Source organism: Streptomyces sp. NPDC005808, from assembly GCF_042871385.1.
GTDB lineage: Bacteria > Actinomycetota > Actinomycetes > Streptomycetales > Streptomycetaceae > Streptomyces.
The window spans coordinates 243,441-259,114 of the sequence record NZ_JBIAIK010000001.1 but is presented as its reverse complement, the minus strand read 5'-3'; the positions used below and the strand labels follow the sequence as shown (position 1 = coordinate 259,114).

At 70.1% G+C, this 15,674-nt stretch carries 17 protein-coding genes; 11 read left to right on the top strand and 6 right to left on the bottom strand.

The features are described 5' to 3' along the window. Nucleotides 1–27: 27 nt before the first annotated feature. Entirely contained in the window at nucleotides 28–1,425 is a 1,398-nt protein-coding gene (locus tag ACFYPC_RS01210) for a DUF6421 family protein (protein ID WP_388668740.1), read from the bottom strand. Between the two features lie 379 nt (nucleotides 1,426–1,804). Here ACFYPC_RS01210 and ACFYPC_RS01205 point away from each other — a divergent pair, with 379 nt between their 5' ends. Beyond that, nucleotides 1,805–2,488, top strand: a complete 684-nt coding sequence (locus ACFYPC_RS01205) for a glycerophosphodiester phosphodiesterase (RefSeq protein ID WP_388668737.1) — start codon at nucleotides 1,805–1,807, stop codon at nucleotides 2,486–2,488. Nucleotides 2,489–2,491: 3 nt separating this feature from the next. Here ACFYPC_RS01205 and ACFYPC_RS01200 read toward each other — a convergent pair whose 3' ends face one another. Continuing rightward, complete coding sequence (locus ACFYPC_RS01200) at nucleotides 2,492–3,034, bottom strand: GNAT family N-acetyltransferase (RefSeq protein ID WP_388668734.1); 543 nt, start codon at nucleotides 3,032–3,034, stop codon at nucleotides 2,492–2,494. Between the two features lie 70 nt (nucleotides 3,035–3,104). Between ACFYPC_RS01200 and ACFYPC_RS01195 the strand changes: the two genes are divergently transcribed. Beyond that, entirely contained in the window at nucleotides 3,105–3,491 is a 387-nt protein-coding gene (locus tag ACFYPC_RS01195; protein WP_388668731.1) for a VOC family protein, read from the top strand. A gap of 69 nt (nucleotides 3,492–3,560) precedes the next feature. Next, entirely contained in the window at nucleotides 3,561–4,334 is a 774-nt protein-coding gene (locus ACFYPC_RS01190) for a VOC family protein (RefSeq protein WP_388668728.1), read from the top strand. A 24-nt stretch (nucleotides 4,335–4,358) separates the two neighbouring features. Here ACFYPC_RS01190 and ACFYPC_RS01185 read toward each other — a convergent pair whose 3' ends face one another. Beyond that, nucleotides 4,359–4,634: a hypothetical protein gene (locus ACFYPC_RS01185; RefSeq protein WP_388668724.1), complete on the bottom strand. Its 276-nt coding sequence runs from the start codon at nucleotides 4,632–4,634 to the stop codon at nucleotides 4,359–4,361. Nucleotides 4,635–4,713: 79 nt separating this feature from the next. On the opposite strand from ACFYPC_RS01185, the gene ACFYPC_RS01180 reads away from it, so the two are divergent. From ACFYPC_RS01180 to ACFYPC_RS01160, 5 genes are all read left to right on the top strand, one after another. Next, a complete protein-coding gene (locus ACFYPC_RS01180; RefSeq protein ID WP_388668721.1) occupies nucleotides 4,714–5,259 on the top strand; it encodes a DUF5134 domain-containing protein in 546 nt (181 codons plus the stop codon). Between the two features lie 139 nt (nucleotides 5,260–5,398). After that, on the top strand, nucleotides 5,399–6,334 hold the full coding sequence (locus ACFYPC_RS01175; protein ID WP_388668718.1) for a M56 family metallopeptidase: 936 nt from the start codon (nucleotides 5,399–5,401) through the stop codon (nucleotides 6,332–6,334). Nucleotides 6,335–6,458: 124 nt separating this feature from the next. Beyond that, on the top strand, nucleotides 6,459–7,142 hold the full coding sequence (locus ACFYPC_RS01170) for a phosphatase PAP2 family protein (RefSeq protein WP_388668715.1): 684 nt from the start codon (nucleotides 6,459–6,461) through the stop codon (nucleotides 7,140–7,142). 33 nt (nucleotides 7,143–7,175) lie between these two features. Further along, the gene (locus tag ACFYPC_RS01165; RefSeq protein WP_388668712.1) at nucleotides 7,176–7,874 is read left to right on the top strand and encodes an HAD family hydrolase; all 699 of its coding nucleotides are present in this window, start codon (nucleotides 7,176–7,178) and stop codon (nucleotides 7,872–7,874) included. 176 nt (nucleotides 7,875–8,050) lie between these two features. Beyond that, nucleotides 8,051–8,770, top strand: coding sequence for a TetR/AcrR family transcriptional regulator (locus ACFYPC_RS01160; RefSeq protein WP_388668709.1), 720 nt, complete (start codon nucleotides 8,051–8,053; stop codon nucleotides 8,768–8,770). Here the strand turns inward: ACFYPC_RS01160 and ACFYPC_RS01155 are convergent. Then, a complete protein-coding gene (locus ACFYPC_RS01155; protein ID WP_388668706.1) occupies nucleotides 8,758–10,260 on the bottom strand; it encodes an LVIVD repeat-containing protein in 1,503 nt (500 codons plus the stop codon). The two genes, ACFYPC_RS01160 and ACFYPC_RS01155, sit on opposite strands and share 13 nt — an antisense overlap. A gap of 192 nt (nucleotides 10,261–10,452) precedes the next feature. On the opposite strand from ACFYPC_RS01155, the gene ACFYPC_RS01150 reads away from it, so the two are divergent. Next, on the top strand, nucleotides 10,453–11,103 hold the full coding sequence (locus ACFYPC_RS01150) for a DUF305 domain-containing protein (RefSeq protein WP_388668703.1): 651 nt from the start codon (nucleotides 10,453–10,455) through the stop codon (nucleotides 11,101–11,103). Nucleotides 11,104–11,149: 46 nt separating this feature from the next. Here ACFYPC_RS01150 and ACFYPC_RS01145 read toward each other — a convergent pair whose 3' ends face one another. Further along, on the bottom strand, nucleotides 11,150–11,680 hold the full coding sequence (locus tag ACFYPC_RS01145) for a DUF6214 family protein (RefSeq protein WP_388669981.1): 531 nt from the start codon (nucleotides 11,678–11,680) through the stop codon (nucleotides 11,150–11,152). 227 nt (nucleotides 11,681–11,907) lie between these two features. On the opposite strand from ACFYPC_RS01145, the gene ACFYPC_RS01140 reads away from it, so the two are divergent. Next, nucleotides 11,908–13,278, top strand: a complete 1,371-nt coding sequence (locus ACFYPC_RS01140) for an FAD-dependent oxidoreductase (protein WP_388668700.1) — start codon at nucleotides 11,908–11,910, stop codon at nucleotides 13,276–13,278. Nucleotides 13,279–13,476: 198 nt separating this feature from the next. Next, nucleotides 13,477–14,865, top strand: coding sequence for a nucleobase:cation symporter-2 family protein (locus ACFYPC_RS01135; RefSeq protein ID WP_388668697.1), 1,389 nt, complete (start codon nucleotides 13,477–13,479; stop codon nucleotides 14,863–14,865). 158 nt (nucleotides 14,866–15,023) lie between these two features. On the opposite strand, the gene ACFYPC_RS01130 is transcribed toward ACFYPC_RS01135, so the two are convergent. Continuing rightward, complete coding sequence (locus tag ACFYPC_RS01130; RefSeq protein ID WP_388668694.1) at nucleotides 15,024–15,665, bottom strand: sigma-70 family RNA polymerase sigma factor; 642 nt, start codon at nucleotides 15,663–15,665, stop codon at nucleotides 15,024–15,026. Nucleotides 15,666–15,674 lie beyond the last annotated feature (9 nt).

The following is a 15,674-nucleotide window of genomic DNA, read 5'->3' as shown; positions in this document are numbered from 1 at the left end:
CCTCCGGTACGTCCTCGGCACGGGCACTCACGCGGCGGCCTGCCCGGCCTTCGCCGCGGTGATGCCCTTGGTGGAGGCGATCACGTGCTTCAGCTTCTTGGCGAGCGCCTCATAGAACATGCTCAGGGGAAACTCGTCCGGAAGCACGTCGTCGACGAGCTTGCGCGGGGGCTGGGTCACATCGAGGGCGTCCGGGCCCTTGGCCCAGCGGGAGCCCGGGTGCGGGGCGAGATAGGTGGCGACCAGCTCGTAGGCCTTGAACCAGTGGACGAGCTTGGGGCGGTCGATGCCGGCCCGGTAGAGGTCCTCGATCTCCGCGCACAGCTGGTTGGTGACCTTCGGGGCGCGCTGCCAGTCGATGTGCAGCTTGTTGTCGGTCCAGCGGACGACGTCGTGCTTGTGGAGGTAGGCGAAGAGCAGCTGGCCGCCGAGGCCGTCGTAGTTGCGGACGCGCTCGCCGGTGACGGGGAAGCGGAACATCCGGTCGAAGAGCACCGCGTACTGCACGTCACGGCCCTGCGGGAAACCGTCGGCCTCCAGCTTCACGGCCTCCTTGAAGGCGGTGAGGTCGCAGCGCAGCTCCTCCAGGCCGTACATCCAGAACGGCTGGCGCTGTTTGATCATGAACGGGTCGAAGGGCAGGTCGCCATGGCTGTGGGTGCGGTCGTGGACCATGTCCCAGAGCACGAAGGCCTGCTCGCAGCGCTCCTGGTCCTGAACCATCGCGGCGATGTCCACGGGCAGCTCCAGACCGAGGATGCCCACGGCGGCATCGGTCACGGCACGGAAGCGGGCGGCCTCGCGGTCGCAGAAGATGCCGCCCCAGGAGAAGCGCTCGGGTGCCTCGCGCACGGCGATGGTCTCCGGGAAGAGAACGGCCGAGTTGGTGTCGTATCCGGCGGTGAAGTCCTCGAAGGTGATGCCGCAGAACAACGGGTTGTCGTAGCGGGTGCGCTCCAGCTCGGCCAGCCAGTCCGGCCACACCATGCGCAGCACGACCGCTTCGAAGTTGCGGTCGGGGTTGCCGTTCTGCGTGTACATCGGGAACACGACCAGGTGCTGGAGGCCGTCCTCACGGTGCGCGGCGGGCCGGAAGGCCAGCAGCGAGTCGAGGAAGTCGGGCACCTGGAAGCCCTCGTCGGCCCAGCGGCGCAGATCCTTCACGAGCGCCTCGTGGTAGGCGGCGTCGTGCGGCAGCAGCGGGGCGAGCCGCTCGATCGCGTCGACGGCACGGCGTACGGCCCGATCGGCGGAGGGCGCGCCCGGCGCGCCCTCCGCGTCGAAGTCGATCGAGCCGTCCTTGGCCTGCCACGGCCGGATCTCTTCCACGGCATTCTTGAGGACAGGCCATGCGGGGTGGTCCACCACCCTGACCACGGACGGAACCTGTCCCTCCGCACCTACCCGCACAAGAATTTCCGTCATGTCCCACCCTCCACAGGAGAACCTCGCGTCAGAACACCGTATGCGAGCGGACTTCCTTCCCACAAGCACGAACTCGGGGCATTATCCTGCACGCCCGCTTCTTCACCGCTATTTTTCCTGCCGGAAACCGTTCTGGCGGCTACCACTGCCGGATGCGGCGAGGGCGTCGCCCTGAGTCAACCGGTGCCGGGACTCGCCCACCGCGGAGTGACCTGGCACGGCAACGCCGGGCGGGTCTTCCCTGACCGGCCGGGCCATTGGCCCGCGTACGAGCGGGTACATCGCACAGCAGGGCCATTAGGCTGCGGCCTTGCCGCGTGGGCGCCGCCGTCGGAACCACGCGCGAGCCGAGCCGCCGTCGACGGAAGCGAGCCGCATCTTGAACTTCCTCACCATCGGTCACCGCGGAGTGATGGGTGTCGAACCCGAGAACACCCTCCGTTCCTTCATCGCCGCCCAGCACGCGGGCCTCGACCTGATCGAACTCGATCTGCATGTGAGCAAGGACGGCGCCCTCGTCGTCATGCACGACGCCGAAGTGGACCGTACGACCGACGGGTCAGGGCCGATCGCCGAGAAGACCCTCGCCGAACTGCGCACGCTCGACGCGGGGCGCGGTGAGCGCGTTCCCGTCTTCGAGGAGGTGCTCGACGCCATCACGACGCCGATCCAGGCCGAGATCAAGGACGTGGCGGCGGCGCGGGCACTGGCCGAGGTCATGCACCGGCGGGACCTGGTCGGACAGGTCGAGGTGTCCTCGTTCCACGACGAGGCGATCGACGAGGTCGCCCGGCTCGTGCCGGGCGCCCGCACCGCGCTGATCGCGAGCCGGTACGGCACCGACGTGGTGGACCGCGCCGTGGACGTCGGCGCCGCGACCGTCTGTCTCAACATCCGACGGCTGACTCTGGAGGTCGTCGAGCACGCCCGCAAGGCCGACCTGCGGATCATCGGCTGGGTGGTGAACACCCAGGACCAGCTGCGGCTGGTGCGCGCCCTGGGACTGGACGGCGCGACCACCGACTATCCCGAGATCAAGCGCACCGGCCGTTTCACCGCGTGAACGTCACGCCAGCGGCTTGACCAGCAGCTCGAACTGCAGGTCGTCGCGCTGCGGGATGCCGAACTGTTCATCGCCGTACGGGAAGGGGGTCATCTTTCCCGTACGGCGGTAGCCGCGCCGTTCGTACCAGGCGATGAGGTCATCGCGTACGGAGATCACCGTCATGTGCATCTCCTCCGCGCCCCAGACCTCGCGCGCGTGGCGCTCCGCCTCGGCGATGATCACCTTGCCCAGGCCCGCGCCCTGGAGTGCGGGGCTGACGGCGAACATACCGAAGTAGGCGTGGTCGCCGCGGTGTTCGAGCTGGCAGCAGGCCACGATCGCGCCGTCCCGCTCGACGGTCACCAGCCTGCTGTCGGTGGACTTGATGACTGCGAGCACGCCCTGGGGGTCGGTCCGCTGCCCTTCGAGGATGTCCGCTTCCGTCGTCCAGCCCGCCCTGCTGGAGTCCCCGCGGTACGCCGACTCGATCAGCGCCACCAGCGCGTCCACATCGCTGTCGGTGGCATCGCGGAAGGAAAGTCCACTGGAGGCGGTGGTGTCCATGGAGCGGTTCTCCGTTCGGTGGCGCGGCTCGGGCACCGACGAGCGTAACCCTCCTCTAGGCTTCGGCTGCATGGTGCATGTACTGAGCAGCCGAACCCTCCTGCGCCCTACCGATCCGGACCGCTCCCGTGCCTTCTACGGCGAGAAACTCGGACTCGCCGTCTACCGCGAGTTCGGTACCGGCCCCGAACGGGGCACCGTCTACTTCCTCGGCGGCGGCTTCCTGGAGGTCGCGGGACGCTCCGAGACCCCGCCGTCTCCCGCGCTCAAGCTGTGGCTCCAGGTCGCGGACGCGAACGCGGCACACGAGGAACTGGCGGCCGCCGGTGTCGAGATCCTACGGCCGCCGGTGAAGGAGCCATGGGGACTGATCGAGATGTGGGTCACGGATCCGGACGGCACCGAGATCGTGCTCGTGGAGATCCCGGCGGACCATCCGCTGCGCTCTCGGCCCTGAGGCTCCCGATGGCCACCGCGGCGGCCCGGGGCTAGCGTTTTCAGGGGGCTCGCCTCGGAAGGAACCCTCATGAAGCTCGACAGGCCGGTGACCGGCGGTCCCTGCTGGACGGAGTTGGGGACCAGCGACCTGGAGGCGGCCAAGCGCTTCTACGCCGACCTGTTCGGCTGGCGTCCGGAGACGGACGCACGCCAGGAGGCGGGCGGCTACACCATGGCCCACCTCGGCGACGCCGCGGTCGCCGGGCTCGCGCCGCTGTACCAGGAGTCGCAGCCCGTCGCCTGGAACGTCTCGTTCGCCGTGGCCGACGCGGACGCCGCCGTGGCCGCGGTGGAGGCGGCCGGCGGCACAGTGGTCCTCGCCCCCGCGGACGTGTTCGACCAGGGCCGTTTCGCGGTCGCGTTCGACCCGGGCGGCGCCGCCTTCCAGTTGTGGCAGGCGCGGGCCTTCCCCGGTGCGGGGCTGTTCAACGCACCGGGCGCCCTCGGCTGGGTGGAGCTGCTCACCCGAGCCCCCGACCGGGTCACCGACTTCTACACGACGGTGTTCGGCTGGACGGTGAACGCCTCGGAGCACTACCCGCAATGGGGTGTCGACGGCGCCGACTTCGGCGGGATGGTGACCATGGACGACAAGTTCCCGCACGAGGTCCCCTCGCACTGGCTGCCCTACTTCACCGTCGAGAACGTGGACGCCACCGCGGACGCCGCCCTTCTGGCGGGGGGCCACCTGCTCATGGAGCCCATGTCCGTGCCGCACGGCCCCCGGATCGCCGTCGTACGGGACGTCCAGGGGGCGGCCTTCGGCATCCGTGTGGAGGGCGAGGAGGGCGAGGAGGGCTAGGCGTGTCTGATCGTTTCCGGAGCCTCAGGCGCGCGGCACGCTGAGCCGGCCCTCCAGTTGGCCGAGCAACTCGGTCGGCAGGTCGGCCAGTTCGCACTGCCGACCCAGGCCGGTGCCCGACAGGACCGTCGTCTCGTAGGAGAGCTCATCGGGGAGGACGCCGTCCAGCAGGTCGCGTCCCTCGTCGAGCGAGGGCGCCCGCGCGGCGTGCGTTGCCCCGCGGCGTGCTTTGCCTCCGCGGAAAGCGCAAGTCTCGCCGCCTCCACCTGCGGTGCGCTCAGTACGCTCCCCCGCGTACACCCTTGCGCTCGCTTGCGCCCCGCCCGGGCCGGGCATGCCCTGACCGACTGTCCGACGCAGGCGACCGGGGAGGTGCCCGATGCACGGACCGGCTTCGCCCGGCTGGCTGCTCGTCACGCTGTGCGCGGCGACCGGGGCCTACTGCCTCCTGCGGATGCGCAGCTCTGTCGAAGAGCAGCGCCGCGCGGCTGGTGGTGAGGCGCTCATGGGCTTCGGCATGGCCGCGATGGCCGTGCCCGCGACAGTGGCCGCGCCGCCGCGCTGGGCCTGGCTCGCCTACGCCGCCGTGTTCGGCGCGGCCGCGGTACGAGCCCTGTGGGTGGCCCGTACAGGCCCGCACCACCTGCACCACCTGGTGGGCGCCTGCGCGATGGTCTACATGGCGGGGGTGATGGCCACCGCTCCGGGCCGGCACACCCACGGCGGTTCTGGGGTGCCGCTGCTGACCGGGGTGCTCCTGCTCTACTTCACCGGGTACGTGCTGCGCTCGGGTCTGCGGCTGCTGCCGACGGGCAGCGTGGTCGGCGGCCCCGGGACCGTCGGCTGGGCCGACCGCCCCGAGCTGTCACAGGCGTGCCGGCTGTCCATGGGGATAGCGATGCTGGCCATGCTGGTCACGCTCTGAGACCGACGACCCCACGACCGCAGGAAGCTGCCTCGACCAGGAAGGATCGCGGACAGCTGCAGCGACAGGACCGTGGCGTACGTCACTTTGCCGTCGTGGCCCGTATCCTCCGGCGACATCCCGCTCATAGGCTTCGGCCATGATGGTCCCCGCGGCACTGTTGCTGCTCGGCGCGCTGGCTGCCGTGGTCGCTCCGCGACTGCTCGCCAGGGCGGACTGGGTGGACCGCGAACCGGTGGTGGCCCTGTGGGCGTGGCAGTGCGTGGTCGCGGCCGTTCTGCTGTGCTGTGCGCTGTCGATGACCCTGAGTGCGGCCGCCGCGTGGATGGTGGTTCGGGGGCAGGTCTTCGGTCCGGCACCGCACGCGGTCGTGGACGCCTATGCGTTGAGCACCGGAAGTCCGTGGGCCGCGGCGACCGCCGTCGCGCTCGCGTGCGGTGGCGTGTGGACCGCGGCGATGCTGGTCCGCGAGATCGCGGGTGCCCGGACTCGCCGTCGGCAGAGCCGGAGCGAACTCCTTCTGCGCGCCCCGCTGTTGCCCGGCGAGGAGCCCGCCGCCGACCGTCTGGTGGTCCTGGAGGGGGTGCGCCCGGACGCCTGGTGGCTGCCCGGCGCGGCACCACGGCTGGTCGTCACCACGGGCGCTCTGCGCCGCCTCAAGGGGCCTCAGCTGGATGCCGTACTCGCCCATGAGCAGGGGCACGCGCGGGCCCGGCACGACTGGCTGCTGCACTGCTCCGGGGCGCTGGCCAACGGATTCCCGCAGGTTCCGGTGTTCGCCGCGTTCCGCGACGAGATGCACCGGCTGGTCGAACTCTCCGCCGACGACATGGCGTCGCGCCGTTTCGGCCGCCTCACGATCGCCCTCGCCCTGGTGGAACTCAACGAGGACCGGGGCGTGTTCGGCCCCTGCCCCACCCCGCAGGCCCACGTCCCGCACCGTGTCCACCGCCTCCTCACTCCCCCGGACCGGCTCACGGCGGCACGGCGCCTGCGGCTCACCGCGGCGGCCGCGCTGGTGCCGGTGATCCCGCTCCTGGTGACGTTCGTCCCGGGGCTGCGAGCCCTGGGCTGACCGGGCGCGGGCCCGTTCGTCCCGGGGCTGCGGGCCCGGGGCTGACCGGCGCGGGCGCGGGGCACGAGTTCACCGGCCGCCCTGCGGTTGGCTTCCGGCCCCGCCCGTCAGCGAGGATCACTCCATGCACTCCCCGCCTGTCGACGCACCTCCCCACCCGCCGGGCCCGCGGACCGCGGCGCTCACGGCTGCGGCACTCGCCCTGCCCACCCTGCTGCTTGTCCTGCTGATCGCGTTCTCCTGGCAGCCGCTGCTCACCCTCGACGGGGACATCGCCCGCACCACGCACCCCTGGGCGGTCGACGAACCCGGCCTCACCCAGGCGTTCCGCATCCTGACGGACTGGGTGTGGGACCCCTGGACCATGCGCGCGCTGTGTGCCGCCGCCGTGGTCTGGCTGGTGTGGAGACATCGAGCATGGCGGCAGGCCCTGTGGGTGACGGCCACATGTGTGCTGGGCACAGTGGTGCAGCAGGGGCTGAAGGCGGCGGTGGGCCGCGAACGCCCCGTCTGGTCCGATCCCGTCGACTCCGCCCACTACGCGGCCTTCCCCTCCGGCCACGCCATGACAGCGGCGGTGGTGTGCGGGCTGCTGCTGTGGCTGCTGCACCTCTACGACGCCGGAGACACCCTTCGGCGTACGGCGCTCGCCCTGGCCGTCGTCTCGGTCGTGGGCGTCGGTCTGACCCGAGTCTGGCTCGGCGTCCACTGGCCGTCGGACGTGGTGGGCGGCTGGCTTCTCGGCGCGCTGACGGTGGCGCTGGCGGTGGCCTCCTACGCACGGTGGCCCGCCTCAAAGCGGCCTTGACCGGTGGGGGCCGCACCGCGAAGGATCTCCCTCATGACGATCAAAGGCGTGCTCTTCGACTTCTCCGGAACACTCTTCCGCGTCGAGTCCAGCGAGTCCTGGCTACGGGCGGTGCTGGCGGAGGCCGACATTCCGCTGTCCGAGGCCGAGTTGATCCGCGCCGCCCAGGACCTGGAGTCGGCGGGCGCGCTTCCCGGCGGCGCCTCCCCGGCAGAGCCGCTGCCGGCCGGCCTCAGCGAGATGTGGGCGCTCCGGGACGAAAGCGCAGAGTCGCATCGGACCACCTACACCGCGCTCTCCCGTCGGGTGGCGCTGCCCGATCCCCGGCTGCACGACGCGCTGTACGAGCGCCATATGGTCCCGGACGCCTGGCGGCCCTACCCGGACGCGGAGGCGGTGCTGGGCGCGTTGCGCGAGCGCGGGATCGCCATCGGTGTGGTCAGCAACATCGGCTGGGATCTGCGGCCCGTCTTCCGCGCGCACGGCCTCGACCCGTACATCGGTGTGTACGTCCTGTCGTACGAACACGGTATCCAGAAGCCGGATCCGCGGCTGTTCGCGATCGCCTGTCAGGCTCTCGGGGTCGCGCCCGAGGACACGTTGATGGTGGGGGACAGCCGTCCTGCGGACGGGGGTGCGGCGACCCTGGGCTGCGCCGTGCACTTCGTGGACCATCTGCCGGTGGCCGAACGTCCGGACGGGCTGCGGCCTGTCCTCGACCTGACGAGCTGACGTCCCGGTGCGGCCCGCGCCTTGCTGAGGAGGCCGCCCCAGCCCCGCACGTCCGCCTCGGATGATCCCCCGCGTCACCCGAGGCGGACGGCAGCCCGGAACGGCCCCATTGAGGGGCTCGGTCCGGACAAGCTGAGTATAGTTGGCTGACAGCCAGTCAACGCAGGAGTTTCAGAATGTCCCCGCGCAGCCGATCCGTCAACGAAGAGTTGCGGCGGCGTTCCCGGGAACGGCTCCTGCAGGCCGCGGTGGAACTGGTGAGCGAGCAGGGGTACGAGGCGACGACGCTCGGCGACATCGCGGATCGCGCGGGATCTGCGCGCGGACTGGTGTCGTACTACTTCCCCGGCAAGCGCCAGCTCGTGCAGTCCGCGGTGCACCGGCTGATGCACCGCACGCTGGAAGAGGCACTGGAGCGCGAGCCGCGCACCGAGGACGGCCGGGAGCGGATGGCGCGGGCCATCGACGCGATTCTGGGGCTCGCCCGGGATCAGCCGGTGCTGATGCGCCAGCACATGGCCGGGATCCTGCAGCCCGAGGGATTCATGCAGTGCCCGGATCAGCAGCGCCTCGCGCAGCTGCTCAGCGAAACCGTCGCTCGCTTCGGCTCACCCGACGCCACTGCCGAGTACCCGATGCTGCGCGCACTGCTCATGGGAGCGGTGTACGCGGCCGTGGTGCCCGGCGCCCCGATGCCGATCCCTACGCTCCGGGCCGAGCTCTTCAAACGGTACGGCCTGGAAAGGGAGTTGGGCGTCCCGCCGGACACCGAAGTGCCCGGCCGGACGTGCGACACGGACCTGTCACGGTTCTTCGCGACCGACCGACAGCCGGCCGATCAGCCCGGTGTTCACTACGACGACCGGTCCGATCGGCCGGACGATCAGTCGAAGTAGTCCGGCTGCGTCTGGACGTTGAGCTCGGGGAGCTTGACCCGCTTCGCCGGGTCGGTGCGCCGGTCACTGAGCTTCAGCACATCGAAGCCCTTGATGATGTCGTTCGAGTAGATGTAGCCGTTGTAGTAGTACGCCGACCACGAGCCGCCACCCGAGAACGTGCTGGTGCTCAGCGGGCCACGCTCGAAGTAGGCGATCTCCTTGGGCTGGGCCGAGTTGGTGAAGTCCCAGACGGACACGCCACCCTGGTACCAGGCCTGGACCATGATGTCCTTGCCCTCGACGGGGATGATCGAGCCGTTGTGGGCGACACAGTTCTCGGTGTCGGCCTGGTAGCGGGGGATCTTGTAGTAGCTCTTGAAGACGAGCTTGCGCTCGTCGCCCTTGCCAACGATGTCGTAGATTCCGTCGGCGCCGCGGTCCGGACCGATGGCCGCGTTGCAGGTGGCCGCGCCACCGCCGCCCAGCTCATCGGTGAACACCACCTTGTCGGCGTCCAGGTTGAAGGTCGCCGAGTGCCAGAACGCGAAGTTCACGTTGTCCTGGACCCTGTCGATGACCTTGGGGTTCTCCGGATCCTTGATGGAGAAGAGGATGCCGTCGCCCATGCAGGCGCCCGCGGCCAGGTCCTTGGACGGCAGGACCGTGATGTCGTGGCAGCCGGTGGTCTTGGAGACGCCGGGGTTGGTGGGCGAGCCCGGGTTGCCGCCGCCGTCCGGTCCCTCACCGGGGAAGAGGACGGGGAAGCCCACCACTGCCGCCTTCTCAGGGGCGTTGCGCGGCACCTTGATGACCGAGATGCCGTCGTGCGGCGGCTGGCAGTCGGGGTAGGTGGCGTTCGGCGAGTACGAGGAGACGTAGATGTAGACGTTCTTCTTCTCCGGCACCAGCGTGTGGGTGTGCGAGCCGCAGGCGGTCTCGACAGCGGCCACGTACTTCGGGTTCGCCTTGTCGGTGATGTCGAAGACCTTCATGCCCTCCCACGACGACTTCTCCGTCACGGGCTGACTCGTGCTGGCGCACGAGTTGTCGCTGCGTGAGGAGTCGGTGGACAGGAAGAGCAGGTTGCCGGAGACGGAGATGTCGTTCTGCGAGCCCGGGCAGAGCACCTGCGCGACCGTCTTGGGCGCCTTCGGGTTGCTGATGTCGAAGATACGGAAGCCGTCGTAGTTGCCGGCGAACGCGTACTTCCCCTGGAAGGCGAGGTCCGAGTTGGTTCCGGGCAGCGCCTCCTTGGGGATGTTCACGAGGGGTTCGATGTTGGCCGAGTGGACGATCTCGTCCTGTCCGGGTATCTCGCCGGCGGTTATGGCCGCCGCCGCGGCCTCGGCGTCACTCTGGGAGACCTTCTCCTGCACGGCGGGACCGTCCCCGGGGTCGGGGGTCGCGGCTGCCGGGCCGGCGGTGAGCAGCGCGGCCAGGAGTCCGGCCGCGGTAAGGACAACTCCCAGACGTCTGTGTCGCGTTCGGGGGTCTTTCAACAGGGTCACTGCATCCTCCCTTGTAGCCGTTCGCAGTCGAACGGTTCACACACCCCGCAGTATCGTCTTCGCCATGCACAGATCAACAGGCGGCAACGCAGTCGTAATGAAAGTTTCTGATCATCCTGGTTCGCAGGCATGCTAGGAAAGTCCTCAACGCCCTTGAGGTGTCCGCCCCTTCGTGCGCCCCTGGAGGCCGCTGTGCTCTTCCGCCGTCCGTCCCACGCGTCTCTGGTCACAGCGTCGCTGGCGGTCGTCGTACTCGCTCTGGGAGGCTGCGACTCCGACACCGGGGCCAAGTCCCCCACGACGAGCGGGCCTTCGGTGATCGTGCCCGGCAAGCCCGGTGAGGCGGCTCAGACCCTCTCCGCCGAGGACGCCGAGAAGCAGCGGACGGACGACGACACCCCCAACTCGGCGGACATCGCGTATGCGCGGATGATGATCGAGCATCACACGCAGGCGCTGGAGATGACCGAACTCGCCGCGAAACAGGCCGAGTCGAGCTCGGTGAAAGCGCTCGCCGAACGGATCGCGGCCGCGCAGGGGCCGGAGATCACCACCATGGAGAGCTGGCTCAAGGCGCACGACGCGGAGAGCACCGCCACGGAGCACACGCACGAGGCGATGCCCGGCATGGCGACGGAGGCGCAGCTCAAGAAGTTGCGCGCGGCCAAGGACAAGGCATTCGACCAGCTCTTCCTGACGCTGATGATCACGCACCACGAGGGCGCGATCACGATGGCGACGGATGTGAAGGCCCAGGGCAACAACATCCAAATCGAGGAGATGGCCGACGATGTGATCGCACAGCAGGCGAGTGAGATCAGCAGGATGACGGACATGTCGTAGCCGCATGGCACAGCAGGAACTGCCCGCAAACTTCGGACGCAGGGCACTACCGGCGCACATGACGCGGCGTCAGGAATCCGGCGTCGCGCGCCCCGGCGATCAGTTTGAGGGACCTGCGGCGGCTGTGTCCGGTCGCGTCCATCACCGCGAGCACCGGGTCGCGACCTTCGCCCTGAGCCGCGAGGTACTCCTCGGCGACGAGCCGGCGGCCCTCGACACCGCGCGGAAACGGGGGCCGGGCGCGACGCGAGGCCCCTTCCTCGCACGACGCTTCGTGCGAGAGCCCTTCCCCGCGGGACCCTTCGCGTGCGAGCCCTCCCCCGCACGACCCTTCGCACGCCGGCGCGGTCCGCACGCCGCACGCCGCGGCGAGCGGTTCCTCGATCCAGTCGGCGAGCAGGTCGAGGTCACCGAGGGAGAGCGGGGGCTGGGCCCGTACGTCCTCGATCGACACAGCGCCCTCGCGCACCACCGCGAGCAGATCGACCCGGGCACCGTCGGCGAAGGCCAGCCGGACGTCGAACCAGGAGGTCACCCCTTCACGCTCGCGCACTTGCCACGCGGGCGACACCGACACAGCACCGTCGGGACCGCGATGGTCGGAGTCACCCAGGCGATCGGACAGATTAAGAGAGGATGCTTCTAGCACATACGGAACGTAACCGCATGATCACATTCCATACGAACGGACACGCTCGCACGAGCCGCGCGCCTGACCCTGTCAGCGGAGCACCGGTGGTGCGATCCTGGAGGAGTCATCAGCGATCTCCTCGGACTGTTCAGGTTTCGGACAAGGAGTTCCGCGTGCTGCGTGTCGCCGTCGTCGGCTCGGGTCCCAGCGGGGTCTACACCGCCCAGGGGCTCGTCCAGCAGAGCCTGGTACCCGGAGTGCGGGTGGACGTACTGGACCGGCTGCCCTGCCCGTACGGCCTGGTCCGCTACGGCGTGGCACCCGACCACGAGAAGATCAAGTCCCTCCAGAACAATCTGCGGACGGTCCTGGAGGACGAGCGGGTGCGATTCCTGGGCGGCATCCGGATCGGCCCGGACGCGCTGCCGGCGGCCCGGCTGCGCGAGCTGTACCACGCGGTCGTCTACTGCGTGGGCGCCGCCACCGACCGGCATCTCGGAGTGCCCGGCGAGGAGCTGCCCGGCAGTTGGTCGGCGACCGAGTTCGTGTCCTGGTACAGCGCGCATCCCGACTCCGGGGCCGAGGGATTCGTGCTCGGCGCTCGGTCCGCCGTGGTCATCGGCGTGGGGAACGTGGCCGTCGACGTCACCCGCATCCTGGCTCGCGGCGCGGCCGAGCTGAGCCCCACCGACATGCCGCAGTCGGCGCTCACCGCGCTGGCCGCGAGCCAGGTGACGGAGATCAGCATGGTGGGTCGTCGCGGCCCTTCTCAGGCCCGCTTCACCACGAAGGAGCTGCGCGAGCTGGGCGCCCTGCCGGACACCGAAATCGTCGTGGATCCGGGAGAGTTGGAGCTCGATCCGGCCTACAACGATCCCTCCGGTCTGCCGGCCGCCAACCGCCGGAACGTGGAGGTGCTGCGGGGCTGGGCCTCCGCGCCGCCGCGGAATCCCGCTTCGCGCAGCATCCGGCTGCGCTTCTTCCTGCGCCCGGTGGAGCTGCTCGCCGGGAAAGAAGGCGACGGCGGCGGCCGCGTGGACTCGGTCCGCTTCGAGCGGACGGTGCCGGACGGGCATGGCGGCGTCACGGGCACGGGCCGGTACGAGGACATCGACGCGCAGCTGGTGCTGCGCTCGGTGGGCTATCGCGGCGTGCCACTGGACGGGCTGCCGTTCGACGCGCAGCACGGCACGGTGCCGCATCTCGCCGGGCGGGTCGTACGGGACGGCGCGATCGCACCCGGCGAGTACGTGGCGGGCTGGATCAAGCGGGGTCCGACCGGCGTCATCGGCACCAACCGGCCGTGCGCCAAGGAGACGGTGACCTCGCTGCTCCAGGACGCCGAGACGCTCCTGCGACGGGAAGTGCCCGAGGATCCGCTCGTGGCGCTGCGGGCGGAGGGGCTGACCCCGGTCGAGTGGGCGGGATGGCAGGCGATCGAACGGGCCGAGGCGGAACTGGGTGCCTCGCTCGGACGGGGCGTCGTCAAGCTTCCGGACTGGGCTTCGCTGCTGGCCGCGGCGGCGCGGACAGCAGGGGCGTAGCGGGGACACCGCAGACTGCAGTGGGTGCGTCGCGGGTCTACGGCGGGGCGGCGGGAACTCCGTGGACAGGACACACATCGGCAACAAGTCAGAAATCAACAAACTGTTCAATTCGCCTACGGTCTGATGCTGCCCCCCCCGAAGTTCAGCGTCCACGCGCCCTCGCGTCCCCGCCACCCCGCTGCTCCTGGAGTGCCCATGGCAACCACCACACCCGTGCATCCCGTCGACGAGGTCCCACCCGTACGCCAGTTGGCAGCCTTCGGGCTCCAGCACGTGCTCGCGATGTATGCGGGGGCAGTCGCGGTTCCGCTGATCGTGGGCGGGGCGATGAAGCTGTCGCCCGCGGACCTGGCATATCTGATCACCGCGGATCTGCTCGTGTGCGGGATCGCCACACTGATCCAGTGCGTGGGTTTCTGGCGCTTCGGAGTGCGGCTGCCGATCATGCAGGGCTGCACCTTCGCGGCGGTCTCGCCGATGGTCCTCATCGGGACGACGGGGGGCGGACTGCCCGCGATCTACGGTTCGGTGATCGTCGCGGGGCTCGCGATCGTGCTGCTGGCGCCCGTCTTCGGGAGGCTGCTCCGCTTCTTCCCGCCGCTCGTCACCGGCACGGTGATCCTGATCATCGGGGTCTCGCTGCTGCCGGTTGCGGGCAACTGGGCGGCGGGCGGCGCGGGCGCGGCGGACTTCGGTGAGCCGAAGAACCTGGCGCTCGCGGGCTTCGTACTGGCCGTGGTGCTGGGTGTGCAGCGGTTCGCGCCGGCCTTCCTGAGCCGGATCGCGGTGCTGATCGGCATCGCGGTGGGCCTCGCGGTCGCGGTGCCGTTCGGGTTCACGGACTTCGGCGGGGTCGGCGGCTCCGACTGGGTCGGGATCAGCACGCCGTTCCACTTCGGGGCACCCACCTTCCACGCCTCGGCGATCATCTCGATGCTGGTCGTGGCGCTGGTGACGATGACCGAGACGACCGGTGACCTCATCGCGGTCGGCGAGATGACCGACCGGAAGATCGAGCCGCGGTCGCTCGCCGACGGGCTGCGGGCCGACGGCCTCTCGACCGTCCTCGGCGGGGTGTTCAACACCTTCCCCTACACGGCGTACGCGCAGAACGTGGGCCTCGTCGGGATGACCCGTGTCCGCAGCCGCTGGGTGGTCGCCGCCGCGGGCGGCATCCTCGTCCTGCTCGGCCTGCTGCCCAAGCTGGGCGCTGTCGTCGCGGCGATACCGGCTCCGGTGCTCGGCGGCGCGGGTCTGGTGATGTTCGGGACGGTCGCCGCGAGCGGGCTGCGGACGCTGGCCCAGGTGGATTTCAAGGACAACCACAACCTGACCGTCGTGGCCGTCTCGGTGGCCATCGGCGTGCTGCCGGTCGGGGTGCCGACGGTGTACGAGAAGTTCCCGGACTGGTTCCAGACAGTGATGAACAGCGGGATCAGTGCCGGGTGCCTGACGGCGATCGTACTCAACCTGCTCTTCAACCACCTTCCCACCAAGGGCGGTTCAGCCGCTGCCGAGCCGGCGGGCCCGGCCGCCGGCGGCAGCGAGGAGACTCTCGAAAAGCTCCGGGAAGAGGTCGTCTAGGGCATCCCGGCGCGGGCCGTTCATCTTGGCCGCGCCCCGGTCGACCCGCCGAATGTCGGGGCGGGCATCACGTCGATTCCCGCACGGAACGGCCGAACAGGTGCCGGTGTGCTGCCTGTTCGGCAGCCACCGGCACCCGTTGCGTCAGGCGGTCGCCGTCAGGCCGCCAGGGCGGTCGGTTCCACGTGCGCCGAGGTGACCGGCGCCCTCATCGGCTCGCCGGCCTCGGCCAGCAACGCGACCATGGTGGCGCGGGCACGTGCCACCCGGGAACGGACCGTGCCGATCGGGCAGTCGCTGAGCGCGGCCGCCTCCGCGTAGGGCAGCCCCATCAACTGGGTGAGGACGAAGGCCTCGCGGCGCTCGTCGGGCAGAGCGGCCAGCAGGTCGAGGAGCGCGATGCCCTCGTCGAAGCCGGGCAGGTCGCACGGCTGGGCGAGCTCCGTCGCCAACTGCCAGTCGCGGGTGTCGCTCAGCCGGGGCCGGGCGGCGGCGTGCCGGAAGCTGTCGATCACCGCACGGCGTGCGATGGACAGCAGCCACGCACGCGCCGAGGAACGTCCCTCGAACCGGTGCAGGCTGCCGAGCGCCCGCAGGAACGTGTCCTGGGCCAGGTCGTCGGCGGCCTGGGGGTCCGAGCTGAGATGGGCGACATACCGCACGACATCGCGGTGCAGGGCCCGTACGAAGCGCTCGACGGCGTCCGGGTCGCCGCCACGCGCGGCCAGCGCCCAGGCGGTTATCGACTCGTCGGCCGACGACGTGTCGTCGAGTGGAATGAGCAGGGCAGAAGTGATCACGAGGTGTCC

What these genes read in the sequence shown, in the direction of transcription:
- ACFYPC_RS01200 (WP_388668734.1), bottom strand. Translation starts at nt 3,034, where the DNA reads ATGGACACCACCGCCTCCAGTGGACTTTCCTTCCGCGATGCCACCGAC.
- ACFYPC_RS01210 (WP_388668740.1), bottom strand. Translation starts at nt 1,425, where the DNA reads ATGACGGAAATTCTTGTGCGGGTAGGTGCGGAGGGACAGGTTCCGTCC.
- ACFYPC_RS01190 (WP_388668728.1), top strand. Translation starts at nt 3,561, where the DNA reads ATGAAGCTCGACAGGCCGGTGACCGGCGGTCCCTGCTGGACGGAGTTG.
- ACFYPC_RS01170 (WP_388668715.1), top strand. Translation starts at nt 6,459, where the DNA reads ATGCACTCCCCGCCTGTCGACGCACCTCCCCACCCGCCGGGCCCGCGG.
- ACFYPC_RS01160 (WP_388668709.1), top strand. Translation starts at nt 8,051, where the DNA reads ATGTCCCCGCGCAGCCGATCCGTCAACGAAGAGTTGCGGCGGCGTTCC.
- ACFYPC_RS01175 (WP_388668718.1), top strand. Translation starts at nt 5,399, where the DNA reads ATGATGGTCCCCGCGGCACTGTTGCTGCTCGGCGCGCTGGCTGCCGTG.
- ACFYPC_RS01135 (WP_388668697.1), top strand. Translation starts at nt 13,477, where the DNA reads ATGGCAACCACCACACCCGTGCATCCCGTCGACGAGGTCCCACCCGTA.
- ACFYPC_RS01180 (WP_388668721.1), top strand. Translation starts at nt 4,714, where the DNA reads ATGCACGGACCGGCTTCGCCCGGCTGGCTGCTCGTCACGCTGTGCGCG.
- ACFYPC_RS01165 (WP_388668712.1), top strand. Translation starts at nt 7,176, where the DNA reads ATGACGATCAAAGGCGTGCTCTTCGACTTCTCCGGAACACTCTTCCGC.
- ACFYPC_RS01195 (WP_388668731.1), top strand. Translation starts at nt 3,105, where the DNA reads ATGGTGCATGTACTGAGCAGCCGAACCCTCCTGCGCCCTACCGATCCG.